Origin of the sequence: Actinomyces culturomici (assembly GCF_900499005.1) — a bacterium.
Classification (GTDB): Bacteria; Actinomycetota; Actinomycetes; order Actinomycetales; family Actinomycetaceae; genus Pauljensenia; species Pauljensenia culturomici.
The window spans coordinates 589,682-602,742 of record NZ_LS991316.1 but is presented as its reverse complement, the minus strand read 5'-3'; the positions used below and the strand labels follow the sequence as shown (position 1 = coordinate 602,742).

The window sequence follows — 13,061 nt, the reverse complement described above, 5'->3', positions numbered from 1 at the left end:
ATTCTCCCTTCGGGGCTTCCCGCCATTATCCGCGTTTCACTGCTGCGGGGTCGCCGGGTAGAGATCCGCGGCGGTCTGGGACGCCGGGATCCCGAGGTTCCGGACGGCCGCCTCGGCGACGTCCCCGAAGAGGGGCGCGGACGAATCGGACGAGATGTAGCCGACCTTCGGATTGTAGAGGACGACCGAGATCGCGAGGCGGGGCGAGTCCGCGGGGACGATGCCCGCGGTCGTCGAGACGATGCCGTGCGCGCCGTCGACGACGATGTCCGCGGTGCCGGTCTTGACGGCGACCCGGTATCCGTCGACCTTCGCCGTCGAGCCGGTGCCGAGCGGGTCGTCGACGACGGACTCCATCATCCTGAGGAGCGTCTTCGCGGTGTCGGCGGACATCGCCTGCGTCGGCGAGGGCTGTTCGGGAGTCTCGACGGTGCCGTCGGCGTGCGTCCACGACTTGACGATCCTCGGGGCGATCCGCACTCCCCCGTTGGCAATCGTCGCCATGAAGGAGGCCTCCTGGAGGGGCGAGATCGAGTACGACTGGCCGAACATGTTGACGTACCGGTCGCGACCGGCCCACTCGGAGGCGGGACGGAGGATGCCGGGGGTTTCGCCGGCGAGCTCGATGCCGGTCGCCTCGCCGAAGCTGAGGGCCTTCATCATGTCGTAGCGCTGCTGATCGGTGACGGTCTGCCCGACGAGGACGGTGCCGGTGTTCGAGGACTCGGCGAGGATGCCCGTCGCGGTGAGGGTCTCGGTGTCGTGCTCGTGGAAGTCCGTGATCGGCCCGCCGGCGTCCTCGTAATCGAGCTGGTAGGGCACCTGGAAGGAGGTCGTCGGGGTGATCGTCCCGTGCTCGAGGGCGGTCGCGAAGGTGACGAGCTTGCCGACGGATCCGGGTTCGACGGCGTACTGCACGGCCGCGACGGGTTGCGGATTCGCGTTGTCCGGCGCGGTCGAATTCGAGTCGGCGAGGACGAGGATCTGGCCGGTCGAGACGTCCTCGACGACGATCGAGCCCCATTCGGCCTCGTGCTGCTGCACCCTCGCGTCGAGGAGCTCCTGAACGAGGTGCTGGAGGTCGGCGTGGAGGGTGACCGTGAGCGATCCGCCGTCGACGGGTTCCTCCGTCGTCTTCTTCCCGCCGGGGATGATCGCGCCGTCCGGGGCGATCTCGAAGGCCTCGGCGCCGGGCGTGCCCTCGAGGAGCTTCTCGAACTGCGACTCGAGGCCCGAGGAGCCGACGCCCTCGGCGTTGACGGTGCCGACGACGGGCGCGGCGACGTTCCCGTTCGGGTAGGTCCGCTCGTAGACGGCCTCCCACTCGATGCCGTAGATGTCGAGGGCGCGGATCTTCCGGTAGGTGACGGCGTCGACGTTCCGCTTGACGTAGACGTAGGTCGAGTTCCCGAGGAACTTGCCGCCGAGTTCGGCCGCGGACATCCCGAGGAGGTCGGCGAGCTGTCGCGCGGCCTCGGCAGGGCCGCGACCGACGGCGACGGTCGTCTTCTGGGCTTTGACGGTCTTCGTCTCGTAGTGGACGTAGTTGCGGATGTTCACCTGGTTGACGGCGATGTCGTAGGTGAGGATCGAGTCGGCGAGGACGACGCCCGTCGCGTCCGAGATCGTGCCCCGCTTCGCGGCGATGTCGGACTTCGCGGTGCGGACGAGCTCGCCCTCCGCGGCGAGGTCGGGACCCTGGATGATCTGCAGGTCCACGAGCCTCAGCGCGCAGAGGCACAGGAGGGCGACGACGAGGACGAGGATCGTCCGGGACCGTCGAACCGCGGTGGTCATTCGATCCCTCTCCTTCAATTGGCGGGCGTCCCGCCTTCAACGGTTCCGGTCTTCAGGGTGATGAATCCGGTGGTGCCGGCGGGCACCATCCCCTGGGCGCGGGCCGCGGCCTCGAGGGACGAGGGCGAGGCGGCCTGCTCGAGCGTCGCCTGCATCGACCAGGCCTGCGCGTCGAGCTCGTTGAGCTGGATCTGCTGCTCGCGGATCTCGAACGCCGTCTCGGCCATGCGCGTGTGGAGGACCATCGAGGAGAGCGCGGCGACGAGGATCACGGCGATCGTCGCGACGGCGAGCGCGAGGAGGGAGCGGACGGGGCGGCGTCCCTCGACGACGCGGAGTTCCGCGACGTCGGCGCGCAGCCTGTCGGGCCTCGACGCGGGGCGCGTCTGTGCGGCGGCGGTGCTCATGCGAGCTCCTTCCATTCGCGGACGAGCCGCGCGCCGCGGAGGCGCACGGATGCGGAGCGGGGGTTCTTCTCCCGTTCGGCCTCGTCGGCGAGGCGCGCTCCGCGGGTGAGGAGTTCGAGGCTCGGGGCCATCGACTCGGGGATGACGGGGAGGCCGGGCGGCGCGTCGACGGTCGAGCCGGCGCGCAGGACGTCCTTGACGATGCGGTCCTCGAGGGACTGGTAGGACTCGACGACGAGGCGCCCGCCGATCCGCAGGCTCCTCAGGGCCGCGGGCAGGGCGCGCTCGAGGATCGTGAGCTCGTCGTTGACGGCGACGCGCAGCGCCTGGAACGTGCGCTTGGCGGGATTGCCGCCGGTGCGACGCGCGGGCGCGGGGATCGCGGCGCGGACGATGTCGACGAGCTGCGAGGTCCGGGTGAGCGGCTCCTTCTCGCGCCGCTCGGCGATGAGCCGGGCGATCCGCGGGGCGAAGCGCTCCTCGCCGTAGACGCGGAGGATGCGGGCGATCTCCTTCTCGGGGGCGGTCGCGAGGAGCTCGGCCGCGGAGATTCCCGAGGTCGGGTCCATGCGCATGTCGAGCGGCGCGTCGGCCGCATAGGAGAAGCCCCGGTCGGCCTCGTCGAGCTGCAGGCTCGAGACGCCGAGGTCCATGAGGATCGCGTCCGCCCTCCCGCTCGGCGAGTGCTCGGCGACGACCTCGTCGACGTGGTCGTAGGTCGTGCGGACGGCGGTGAAGCGGTCGGCGAAGGGCGCGAGGCGCTCGGACGCGAGCGCGATCGCCTGGGGGTCGCGATCGATGCCGATGAGGCGGATGTTCGGGAAGCGCCGCAGCGCCCCCTCGGAGTGGCCGCCCATGCCGAGCGTGCAGTCGACGAGGACGGCGCCCTCGGAGTCGAGGGCGGGGGCGAGCATGTCGAGGCACTCGTCGAGGAGTACGGGCGTATGGCGCTGCGAGGTATCGGACTGCCCCACGTCCGCTCCTTCCTGAGTCGGGGTTCGGTCCGTACCGCCAGGTCCCCCACCGGGCTCCGCCATCGGGGAAGTGATGTCGGAACCTGGATGGAGACCTCGCGGTGCGGGTCAGAACATGCCGGGGATGATCTCCTCGGCGGTCTGCGAGAACACCTCCTCCTGGACGGCGAGGTACTCGCGCCAGGAGTCGGAGTTCCAGATCTCGGCCCTCGAGCCCGCGCCGATGACGGTGAGCTCGCGGCCGAGGCCGGCGTAGGTCCGCAGATCGGCGGGGACGGAGATCCGCCCCTGCTTGTCCGGGACCTCTTTGTAGGCGCCCGAGAGCATCACTCGGATCCAGTCGCGCGCCTGCTTGGAGGACAGGGGCGCGGTGAGCAGATCCTTCGTCATCTCGTCGAACTGGGAGGCCGGGAACGCGTAGATGCAGTGCTCCTGGCCCCTCGTGAGGACGATGCCGCCCTCCATGTCCTCGCGGAACTTGGCGGGGAGGAACACGCGCCCCTTGTCGTCGAGCTTGGGCTCGTACGTACCGAGGAACATGTCTCACCGCCTTCCCCTGCGGAACACTTTCCCCCACTTTACCCCACGCACTCCCCCACAAGTGCGATCAATACACTGAAACTTCATGCACTTTCGATCAGAATCCGCATGAATACTGGGCAAAATCCCGGTGGGGAGAAGTGGGGAGGAATTCTCATCCGGAGCGTCGCGCGCCCCCGCGAGAGCATCAGCTTCGCGCGCCGAGAGCATCACCTTCGCGCGCCGAGAGCATCACCTTGCCGCGTCGAGGGGATCTCCGCCGGAGCCCGTCCCTCGGGGAGGGCGGGCGGAACGCCCGGTGGTGAGAGGTGGGGACGGCGGGCGGTGCGGCGCGCGGGCATGAAGAAGCGCCCTCGGGATTCCCGAGGGCGCGTCGAGGCGTCCGATCGACGGGGGCCGTTCAGGCGGGAGGCTCAGTCGTCCTCGCGGCGCTCCTGCCAGCGGCGCTCCTGATCCTCGATGAATCGGCGCCAGGTCCCGCCCTCGCCCTTCGAACGGGAGCGCGACCGGCGCGCGGCGCCCTTCGGCGCGGAGATCGCGCACCACACGCCGCCGACCATGAGGATGAAGCCGACGACTCCGAGGAGGATCGACCAGATCGAATAGCCGAGCGACACGGCGCCGATGAGAACACCGAGACCGACGACGGCGACGACGGCGCCGATCGCGATGCGGCGCGGGGAGAGCGGGCCGGAGGGGGCGTCCTCGACCGGCCGCGACATCTCGGAGGCGAGCTCCGGGTCGGCGCGGCGGAATTCCGCCTCCATCTGCTCGAGAACCTTCTTCTCGTACTCCGACAGAGCCATGACGCCTCCTTCCCTCGCGCGCGATGCGTCCTTGTGATGGAAAGTCTAGTGCGTCGCGGGCCCCTCGGGCGATTCCGGTCCACGCGGACGATCGAGGAGCGTGGCCGGCCGCAGCGCGCCGCGCCCGAACTTCGTCCGCACCGAGTCCATCGCCCGCTCGGAGGCGAGCGGGCGCTCATCGGAGTCGAGTTCGACGGCCACTCCCCCGTCGCGCGCCTGCAGGCCCTCGCAGCGCACGCCGGCGAGGCGCACCCCGCCGGCGGGCATCGTCTCCCGGTCGAAAAGCGCCTTGGCGGCGGCGAAGACGACCCGGCCGACGTCGGTCGGGGCGTGGAGTGTCGTGGAGCGGGTGAGCGTCGTGAAGGAGGGGTCTCTGAGCTTGAGGACGATCGTCCAGGCGACGGCGTCCTGCTCGCGCAGACGGCGCGCGCAGTCGTGGGAGGCGGCGAGGAGGAACGCCTCGACCTCGGAGCGCGAGCGCAGGTCGTCCTCGAATGTCCGCTCGGTGCCGACCGACTTCTCTTCGCGCCCGCCCCGGACGCGACGCCGGTCGATCCCCCAGGCGAGGTCGTGGAGATGGTGGGCGCCCGCGACCCCGGCGAGTCGGGCGAGCCGCGACATCTCGAGATGCGCGAGGTCGCCCACCGTGTCGATCCCGGCCCTCTCGAGCTTCTCGGCGGTCACCGAGCCGATGCCCCAGAGGGCGCCGACGGGCAGGCCGTGGAGGAAGTCGACGGTCGCGGATTCGGGGATGAGGAGGAGCCCGTCGGGCTTCGCATTCGAGGAGGCGATCTTCGCCACGGACTTCGTCGCGGCGATGCCGACGGAGGCGGGCAGACCGACCTCCTGGCGGATGCGCGTCCGGATCAGCCGTCCGATGCGGAGCGGCGGGCCGAGTCGGCGACGGGCGCCCGCGACGTCGAGGAAGGCCTCGTCGATGCTCACCTGCTCGAGGTCGGGGGTGATCTCGGAGAGGATCCCCATGACGCGCCGCGAGTAGGTCGAGTAGGCGCCGCGCCGCGCGGGGACGACGATCGCGTCGGGGGCGAGGGCGCGCGCCCGGGCCATCGGCATGCCGGCGCGGACGCCGCGCGCCCGCGCCTCGTAGGTCGCCGAGGTGACGACCCCGCGGTTCGAGGTCCCGCCGACGATCACCTCGCGTCCGCGCAGGGAGGGGTCCTCGAGGAGCTCGACCTGCGCGAAGAAGGAGTCCATGTCGACGTGGAGGATCGGCGCGGCGGAGTCGTCGTCGCCCCAGTCCCTCCGTCCCCGGGCGTCGCGCGGCGCGTTCGACACGGTCGGCCCTCCTCGTCGCTCCGGGCGGCCCCGCGGCCGCCACGGCTACAGTGTCCCCCATGGCCCGGGCATCAGCGCGCAGGAGCGAGTTCCACGAGGTCGACACCGGGAGGGTGGAGATCCGTTGGGACGGGCCCTTCGCCACCCTCCTCCTCGACGGGGTCGAGTCCTCGTGCCTGGACACGGCCGATCCGACGGTTCTCGAGTTCGAGTACATGCAGCACGCGACCTGCGCCCTCGACGCCGTGATCCCCGAGGGCGCGCCCGTCCGCGCGGTTCACCTCGGGGCGGCGGGGTGCGCGCTTCCGCTCGCCTGGTCGCGCCTGCGCCCCGAGTCGCGGCAGACGGCCGTCGAGGTCGACGCCGCGCTCGCCGCCGGAGTCCGCGAGTGGTTCGATCTGCCGCGCGCCCCGCGCCTCGCGATCCGGGTCGGCGACGGGCGCGCCGTCCTCGAGTCCCTGCGCGACGGCTCTGCGGACGTCGTCGTGCGCGACGCCTTCGCCTCGGGCGTCGTCCCCTCTCATATGGCCACCCGCGAGTTCGCCGAGGTCGCCCGCGCCAAGCTCAAGCCCTGCGGTCTGCTCCTCCTCAATAGCGCGCACGGCGGCGGTGCGGACGCGCGCGCCGAGATCGCGACGATCTCGAGCGTCTTCGAGGACGTCTGCTCGATCCAGGACCCGAAGGTCGGCCGCTCCGGCAGGCGCGGCAACGTCCTCGTGGTCGCGCACGACGGCCCGCGAGGCTCCTACCCGGTCAACGAGCTCGATCGGCGACTGCGGCGTCTCCCCCTGCCAGCGCGAACGACGTCCGGAGACGCGCTGCGCCGGTGGTGCGCGGGCGCGCCGGTCCTCCGCGATCCGCGGATCGACGAGGGCGAGGCCGCCGCCCCGGACGGGGCGGAATGAGGAGCGCGGAGCCGGAGGGGCGCCGCACGCGGAATAGGCGGGTCGGCGGGCGGGCCGCGGGACCGGGTCGGCCGGAGGCGCTCAGACCCTGAGGTAGGCGGGCCGGCGCCATTCGGGCGTCCGACGGGCCGCGAGCGCGCAGACGACGATCCCGATGCCGCCGACGAGGAGGAGGGGCGCCTGGAGCCAGAGGGCGAGTCGGAAGTCGTTCCACCCGTAGGAGCCGTCGTCGGCGAGGCGATCGAGGGCGAAGCCGATGAGCTCGACGGAGACCAGCGTCCCGATGAATCCCCCGGTGTTCGCGGCCGCCGTCGCGGTGCCGAGGCGTTCGGGTCCCACGCCCTGCCGGACGAAGTCGAAGGCGACCGTCGAGGAGACCTGAGACCCCGCGAGGATGATCGCGAGGAGGGCGACCATCCACAGCGGCGTCGGCGCATCGCGCAGGAGCACCATCGCCCAGGAGACGAGCACGAGGACGAGGATCCCGAGGGCGAAGGGGATCCGCAGGCGAGGGCGCCGCGTGGTGAGGCGCCCGGCGAGCGGACCGAAGGCCATGTTCGCGCCGGTGAAGAGGACGAGGACGTTCGCCGCCTCGTGCGGGGACGCGCCCAGGCCGAGCGTCATGAAGGGGACGCCCCACAGGAGAGTGAACGTCATCGCGGCCACGCCGCCCGACAGATGGGTGAAGAACCCGAGCCACGTCCAGGGCGTCGCGAGCGCTGCGGACAGCGGCGCGCTCGGAGTGTCCGGCACGGCGCGCGCCGGGGCGAAGCCCCCGGGCATGTCGACTCTCGCGAGGACGACGAGGGCGGCCGCGAGGCCGAGGCCGGACATCGCGAGGAACGCCTGCGACCAGCCGACGCCGTGGAGCAGGCGGAGGAAGGGCCAGGAGGAGATGATCTGCCCGATCATCCCGAGGATCGACGTGAGCTGGGAGAACAGCGGGACGGATCGCGGCGGGAACCAGGCGATGACGAGGCGGAGGACGGAGACGAAGGCTGTGGCGTCCCCGATGCCGAGGAGCACCCGCGCCGCCATCGCGCCCGAGAACGAGGGGACGAAGGCCATCGCCGTCTGCGCGAGGGCGACGAGGACGGCGCCGACGGCGAGGAGGCGCTTGGGCCCGAAGCGGTCGAGGGCCGAGCCGACAGGGATCTGGGCGAGCCCGTAGACGCCGACCTGGAGGGAGGAGAAGAGGGCGAGGCCCCTCGCGTCGATGCCGAAACGGTCCATCGCCTCGACGCCGGTGACGCCGAGGGACGTCCTCGCCGCGACGGCGAGGACGTACACGCACATCGCGCACGCCCAGACGAGGATCGGCGTGCGCGAGCGCTCGGGGACCGCGGGCTCAGTCGGAGGCGTCACGCGACGCCTCGGACCCGCCCTCGTGATCCTTCCGCGTCCCGTCCGCGACGTCCCGATCGTCGCCGGGGGCGCCGTCCTCGCCGGGCGCGTCCTCCGCGGGCCCGTCGGGGTTCGCCGCCCCGGCCTCGTCGATCCCGTCGCCGGGGGCGCGGTGGAGGGGCGCGCGCAGGCGGGCGGCCGCCTCGGGGTCCTTGCGGCGCAGCTCGACGCGGCGCAGGGCGGCGGCGAGCGGATCCTCGTCGGCGGGCCCGCTCTCGGGCTCCGCCTCCTCGGGTTCGGGCTCCGCCTCGGCCTCGAGGTTCGCGAGGTACGCCTCGATGACGTCGCCGATGTCCTTCGACTCCTTGCGGGTCTTCTCGAGGTTCTCCCTCTGGCCGAGGGCGCCGAGCGGCACGCCGCTCCCCTCGCCCGTCCACGCGTCGTAGTGCTCCTCGAGGGCGGACACGGTCTGAAGGATCTCCGGGTTCTGCTCGATGAGCTGGGCGATCGTCCCCTGATCCTCGTGGGCGCCCTGCTCGAGCTCGCCGACGGGCAGCGAGAGGTCGGCGAAGTCGGAGAGGGACGAGAGGAGGGCGGAGGCGCCGGCCGGATACCCGGTGTCCGACATGTAGAACGGGACGGCCGCGAGGAGCGCGATGCCGTTGACGCCGCTCTCCGCGAGGCGGTTCTGGAGGAAGGTCGTCGCAGGCGCCGGGAACTGCATCGTCGTCGCCATCTTCGGCTGAGCGGGGACGAGCGAAGCGTCGGTCGCCTGGACGTGGACGGGCGTCGGGCGCGTGTGCGGGACGCCCGAGGGGACGCCGTGGAAGGAGACGGTGATCTCGACGCCGGCCTCCGCGACGAACTCGCCGATGATCCGCGCGAAGGTCTCCCACTTCGCGTCGGGTTCGGGGCCGTGGAGGACGAGGATCGGGTTCCCGAGGTCGTCCTTCACCCTGTCGAGGACGAGTTCGGGGGTCTCCATCGACTCGGTCGTCCAGTCCTTCACCGTGACGATCGGACGATGAGAGCGGTAGTCGATGAACTGGTCCGCGTCGAAGGTCGCGACGCGCTCGAAGGGGAGGGAGCGGAGCATCTCGCCGACGGCGAGGCGCCCGGCGGCCCCCGCGTCCATCGCCCCGTAGAAGTGGGCGACGAGGATCCGGGAGCGAATGTCCTCCGCGGGTCCTCTTTCGAACATCTGCTCGTCGGTCGATCGCATGGCGGCCCCCTTCCCCGGTCTTCTCCGCTGGTCCCTCCACGCTACCCGGATGCGGGGCCGAGGGCGCGGCCGCGACGGCGTTTTGCGCCGACGGCGAATCCCCCGGTTCCCGCGAGCGCGCCGATGAGCCCCCGAGTGTCGGATGGGGCACAATGGATGGCCGCAGAACCCGACCAGTGAGGCACGCGCATGGCCGACCAGCCCCCGACGCCCGAGGCGCCCGAGGTCCTCCCCGAGCAGGACTTCGTCGACGCCGCCTACTCGCGTCTCGACGCCCTGCGCGCCTCATACCGCGAGAGTCAGCGCAAGGCGCACGCGACCCACGGCGTCGGCAACGCGCAGGCGTGGACGGAGCGCGACGCCCTGTCCTCGCACCTCGGCGACATGGCGGCCCGCCTCGAGGGCGTCGAGGAGCGCCTCGTCTTCGGCCGCCTCGATCTGGACGGCGGCGCGGTGCGCCGGATCGGCCGTGTCTCCCTCTCCGAGGAGTCGGGCGCGCCCCTCCTCATCGATTGGCGCGCGCCCGCGGCGATGCCCTTCTACCAGGCGACCGCCGTCGCCCCGCTCGGCGTCGTCCGCCGCCGCCATATCCAGACGAAGCGCCGCCGCGTCACCTCGATCGAGGACGAGCTCCTCGAGGCGGGCAGCGCCTCAGCCCTCGATCTCCAGGGCGAGGGCGCCCTCATGAGCGCGCTCGGCCAGGCGCGCGACGGGCGCATGGGCGATATCGTCGCGACGATCCAGGCCGAGCAGGACCGGATCATCCGCGCCGTCGAGCAGGGGCTCGTCGTCGTTCAGGGCGGCCCTGGCACCGGCAAGACCGCCGTGGCCCTCCACCGGATCGCCTACCTCCTCTACGCCGAACGCGAGCGCCTCGAGCGCTCCGGCGTCCTCCTCGTCGGCCCTTCGCGGATCTTCCTCCGCTACATCGAGCAGGTCCTCCCCTCGCTCGGCGAGACGGGCGTCGTCTCGACGACGATCGGCGACCTCCTCCCCGGCACGACCGCGGCCGGCGCGGAGCCCCACGGGGTCGCCGAGGCCAAGGGCCGGTCGGGCTGGTCGCGCCTCCTCGCCGAGGCCGTCCGCGCGCTCCCCCGCGCCCTCGAAGCGCCGGTCCGCCTCTCCGTGTGGAACCGCGAGGTCGACCTCCTCCCCGACGACGTCGCCGCCGCGCAGCGCCACGCGCGACGCGCCCGCAAGACCCACAACGAGGCGCGCGAGGGATTCGCCCTCGAGCTCATGAAGAAGCTCGCCAAGCGCCTCGCGACCGAGGCCGGCGACGTCGACTCCGCGGGCAGGGTGAGCGACGAGGACCTCGCGTCGTGGACCTCGGAGATCCGCGACTCGATCGACGCTCGCCGCGCCATCAACCTCGCGTGGATGCCGACCTCCGCGCACACCCTCCTCGCGCGCCTCTACGCGCGCCCCGCGCTCCTCGCGCGGATCAACGAGGCCGCGGGCCGTCCCCTCACGGCGAGTGACCTCGCCCTCGTCGCCCGATCGACCGGTCCGTGGACTCCGGCGGACGTGCCCCTCCTCGACGAGCTCGAGGAGCTCCTCGGCCCGCTGCCCGGGGCGCGCCGCCAGGCGGGCGACGCCGCGGACGCCGAGGAGGTCGAGAGGGCCCGCGCCGCGATCGAGGGCCAGGGCCTCGGAGGCGGGATCGTCTCCGCCGAGGCGCTCGCCGCCTCGACGCGCGCGGAGGTCGAGTGGACGCCGCTCGCGGAGAAGGCGGCCGCCGACCGGCAGTGGGCCTACGGGCACATCGTCGTCGACGAGGCGCAGGACCTCTCCCCCATGGCGTGGCGCGCCCTTCTGCGCCGCTGCCCCTCGCGCTCGATGACGATCGTCGGCGACCTCGACCAGCGCCGCGGCTCGCACCGCCCGCAGACGTGGATCGAGGCCCTCGGACCGGCCTCTCGCGCCTACGAGGCCGAGTACGTCCTCACCGTCTCCTACCGGACGCCCCGCACCCTGACGACTCTCGCCGAAGGCGTGATGGCCCGCATCGGCGAGCCGGTCGCCCACCCGATGACCGCGGTCCGCGACGTCCCCGATTGCTACCGCGTCGACTTCGTCCCCGGCGACGGCTCGCCGACCGCGCGGGAGGAGGATCCGCTGTGGGCGGCCGCGAGCGCGCGGATGGGCGACGCCCTCTCCCGTCTCGACGCCGAGTCCGGCGCCGGCTCGGGCCGCATCGCCGTCCTCGTCGGCGCCGAGCGCGCCGCCGCCTGGGACGCCGACCTCACGGGGGCCCGCGGCCTCGATTCGCGCGTCTCGGTCCTGTCGGCCGCGGCGTCGAAGGGCCTCGAGTTCGATTCGGTCGTCCTCGTCGAGCCCGCCGAGATCCTCGCCGACGGGCCGGGCGACCTCTTCGTCGCGCTCACGCGCTCGACCCACGATCTCGCCGTCGTCCACTCCGCGCCGCTTCCGCCCGGCATGGAGGAGTGGTAGGCCTTCCGCCTGGCGGGCGCCCGGCTCGACGCCGCGCCGTTTCTGGCACTATGGCGCCATGACGCGCGCACTCCTGCTCGAGAATCCCCACAAGGTCGCCGACGAGGTCTTCGCGAAGCACGGGATCGAGGTCGTTCGCAATCCCGGGGCGCTCGACGAGCCCGAACTCCTCCGCGCCCTCGAGGGCGTCGACTACCTCGGCATCCGCTCGAAGACGACCGTCACGCGGAAGGTCCTCGAGGCCCACCCGCAGCTCCAGGCGATCGGCGCCTTCTGCATCGGGACGAACCAGATCGACCTCGCGGCCGCGACGGAGCTCGGGATCTCCGTCTTCAACGCGCCCTACTCGAACACGCGCTCGGTCGTCGAGCTCGCGATCGGCGAGATCATCGACCTCTCCCGCCGCGTCACCGTGAAGAACTCGCGCCTCCACCGCGGCATCTGGGACAAGTCGGCCGACGGCGCCCACGAGGTCCGCGGCCACACCCTCGGCATCATCGGGTACGGGAACATCGGCACGCAGCTCTCCGTCCTCGCCGAGGCGATGGGCCTCAACGTCATCTTCTACGACACCGCGGAGCGCCTCGCCCTCGGCAATGCGACCCAGATGCCGACGATGGAGTCCGTCCTGCGCGAGGCGGACATCGTCTCGATCCACGTCGACGGGCAGAAGTCGAACGCCAACCTCTTCGGCGCCCGCGAGTTCGCGATGATGAAGCCGGGCGCCCTCTTCATCAACCTGTCGCGCGGCTTCATCGTCGACATCGACGCGCTTCACGCCTCGCTCGTCGACGGCCACCTCGCCGGCGCCGCGGTCGACGTCTTCCCCGAGGAGCCGAAGAAGAACGGCGACCCCTTCGCCTCGCCGCTCGCCAAGCTCGACAACGTCATCCTCACGCCGCACATCGGCGGGTCGACGGAAGAGGCCCAGTACGACATCGGCCGCTTCGTCGCGAACAAGATCTCCGACTACGAGGCGACGGGCTCGACCGACATGTCGGTCAATCTCCCGAATCTCCAGCTCCCGGTCTCCGAGGAGTCGCGCTACCGGATCCGCCTCATCCACACGAACACTCCCGGCGTTCTCGCGCGCGTCAACCATACCTTCGCCGAGACCGGGGCGAACATCGGCGCCCAGATCCTCGCGACGGCCGGCCAGACGGGCTACGTGCTGACGGACATCAACTCCGAGCTGCCCGTCGATGCGCTCGAGACCATTCGTTCGATGAAGGACACGATCCGTTTGAGGACGACGCGCCTGTGACGTCCCTTTGAGATCGACGAGGGCGGGGCGGCGAGCTCCGCGAGAGGGTAAC

General features: G+C 71.8%; 10 protein-coding genes and 1 pseudogene. 3 read left to right on the top strand and 8 right to left on the bottom strand.

The features are described 5' to 3' along the window. Nucleotides 1–36: 36 nt before the first annotated feature. The 6 genes from DY157_RS02595 to dinB form a co-directional block, all read right to left on the bottom strand. Nucleotides 37–1,797, bottom strand: coding sequence for a peptidoglycan D,D-transpeptidase FtsI family protein (locus DY157_RS02595; protein ID WP_115727097.1), 1,761 nt, complete (start codon nt 1,795–1,797; stop codon nt 37–39). A gap of 14 nt (nt 1,798–1,811) precedes the next feature. Continuing rightward, nucleotides 1,812–2,204, bottom strand: a complete 393-nt coding sequence (locus tag DY157_RS02590; RefSeq protein ID WP_115727096.1) for a hypothetical protein — start codon at nt 2,202–2,204, stop codon at nt 1,812–1,814. Beyond that, the gene (gene rsmH, locus DY157_RS02585) at nt 2,201–3,178 is read right to left on the bottom strand and encodes a 16S rRNA (cytosine(1402)-N(4))-methyltransferase RsmH (RefSeq protein WP_268876484.1); all 978 of its coding nucleotides are present in this window, start codon (nt 3,176–3,178) and stop codon (nt 2,201–2,203) included. Before rsmH ends, DY157_RS02590 begins: the two co-directional genes overlap by 4 nt. A gap of 108 nt (nt 3,179–3,286) precedes the next feature. After that, complete coding sequence (mraZ, locus tag DY157_RS02580; RefSeq protein ID WP_115727094.1) at nt 3,287–3,718, bottom strand: division/cell wall cluster transcriptional repressor MraZ; 432 nt, start codon at nt 3,716–3,718, stop codon at nt 3,287–3,289. Nucleotides 3,719–4,131: 413 nt separating this feature from the next. Then, nucleotides 4,132–4,524, bottom strand: coding sequence for a DUF3040 domain-containing protein (locus tag DY157_RS02575; RefSeq protein ID WP_115727093.1), 393 nt, complete (start codon nt 4,522–4,524; stop codon nt 4,132–4,134). 45 nt (nt 4,525–4,569) lie between these two features. Beyond that, on the bottom strand, nt 4,570–5,820 hold the full coding sequence (dinB, locus tag DY157_RS02570) for a DNA polymerase IV (protein ID WP_115727092.1): 1,251 nt from the start codon (nt 5,818–5,820) through the stop codon (nt 4,570–4,572). Between the two features lie 44 nt (nt 5,821–5,864). Between dinB and DY157_RS02565 the strand changes: the two are divergent. Further along, nucleotides 5,865–6,725: pseudogene (locus DY157_RS02565) on the top strand (spermidine synthase); the annotation flags it as partial. An 81-nt stretch (nt 6,726–6,806) separates the two neighbouring features. On the opposite strand, the gene DY157_RS02560 reads toward DY157_RS02565, so the two are convergent. After that, the gene (locus DY157_RS02560; protein WP_115727090.1) at nt 6,807–8,090 is read right to left on the bottom strand and encodes an MFS transporter; all 1,284 of its coding nucleotides are present in this window, start codon (nt 8,088–8,090) and stop codon (nt 6,807–6,809) included. Beyond that, the gene (locus DY157_RS02555) at nt 8,074–9,291 is read right to left on the bottom strand and encodes a PAC2 family protein (protein WP_115727089.1); all 1,218 of its coding nucleotides are present in this window, start codon (nt 9,289–9,291) and stop codon (nt 8,074–8,076) included. The genes DY157_RS02560 and DY157_RS02555 overlap by 17 nt, the downstream gene beginning before the upstream one ends. 189 nt (nt 9,292–9,480) lie before the next feature. Between DY157_RS02555 and DY157_RS02550 the strand changes: the two genes are divergently transcribed. Both DY157_RS02550 and serA read left to right on the top strand, forming a co-directional pair. Then, nucleotides 9,481–11,745: a HelD family protein gene (locus tag DY157_RS02550; RefSeq protein ID WP_115727088.1), complete on the top strand. Its 2,265-nt coding sequence runs from the start codon at nt 9,481–9,483 to the stop codon at nt 11,743–11,745. A 58-nt stretch (nt 11,746–11,803) separates the two neighbouring features. Continuing rightward, a complete protein-coding gene (serA, locus tag DY157_RS02545) occupies nt 11,804–13,009 on the top strand; it encodes a phosphoglycerate dehydrogenase (protein ID WP_115727087.1) in 1,206 nt (401 codons plus the stop codon). Nucleotides 13,010–13,061: the final 52 nt, after the last annotated feature.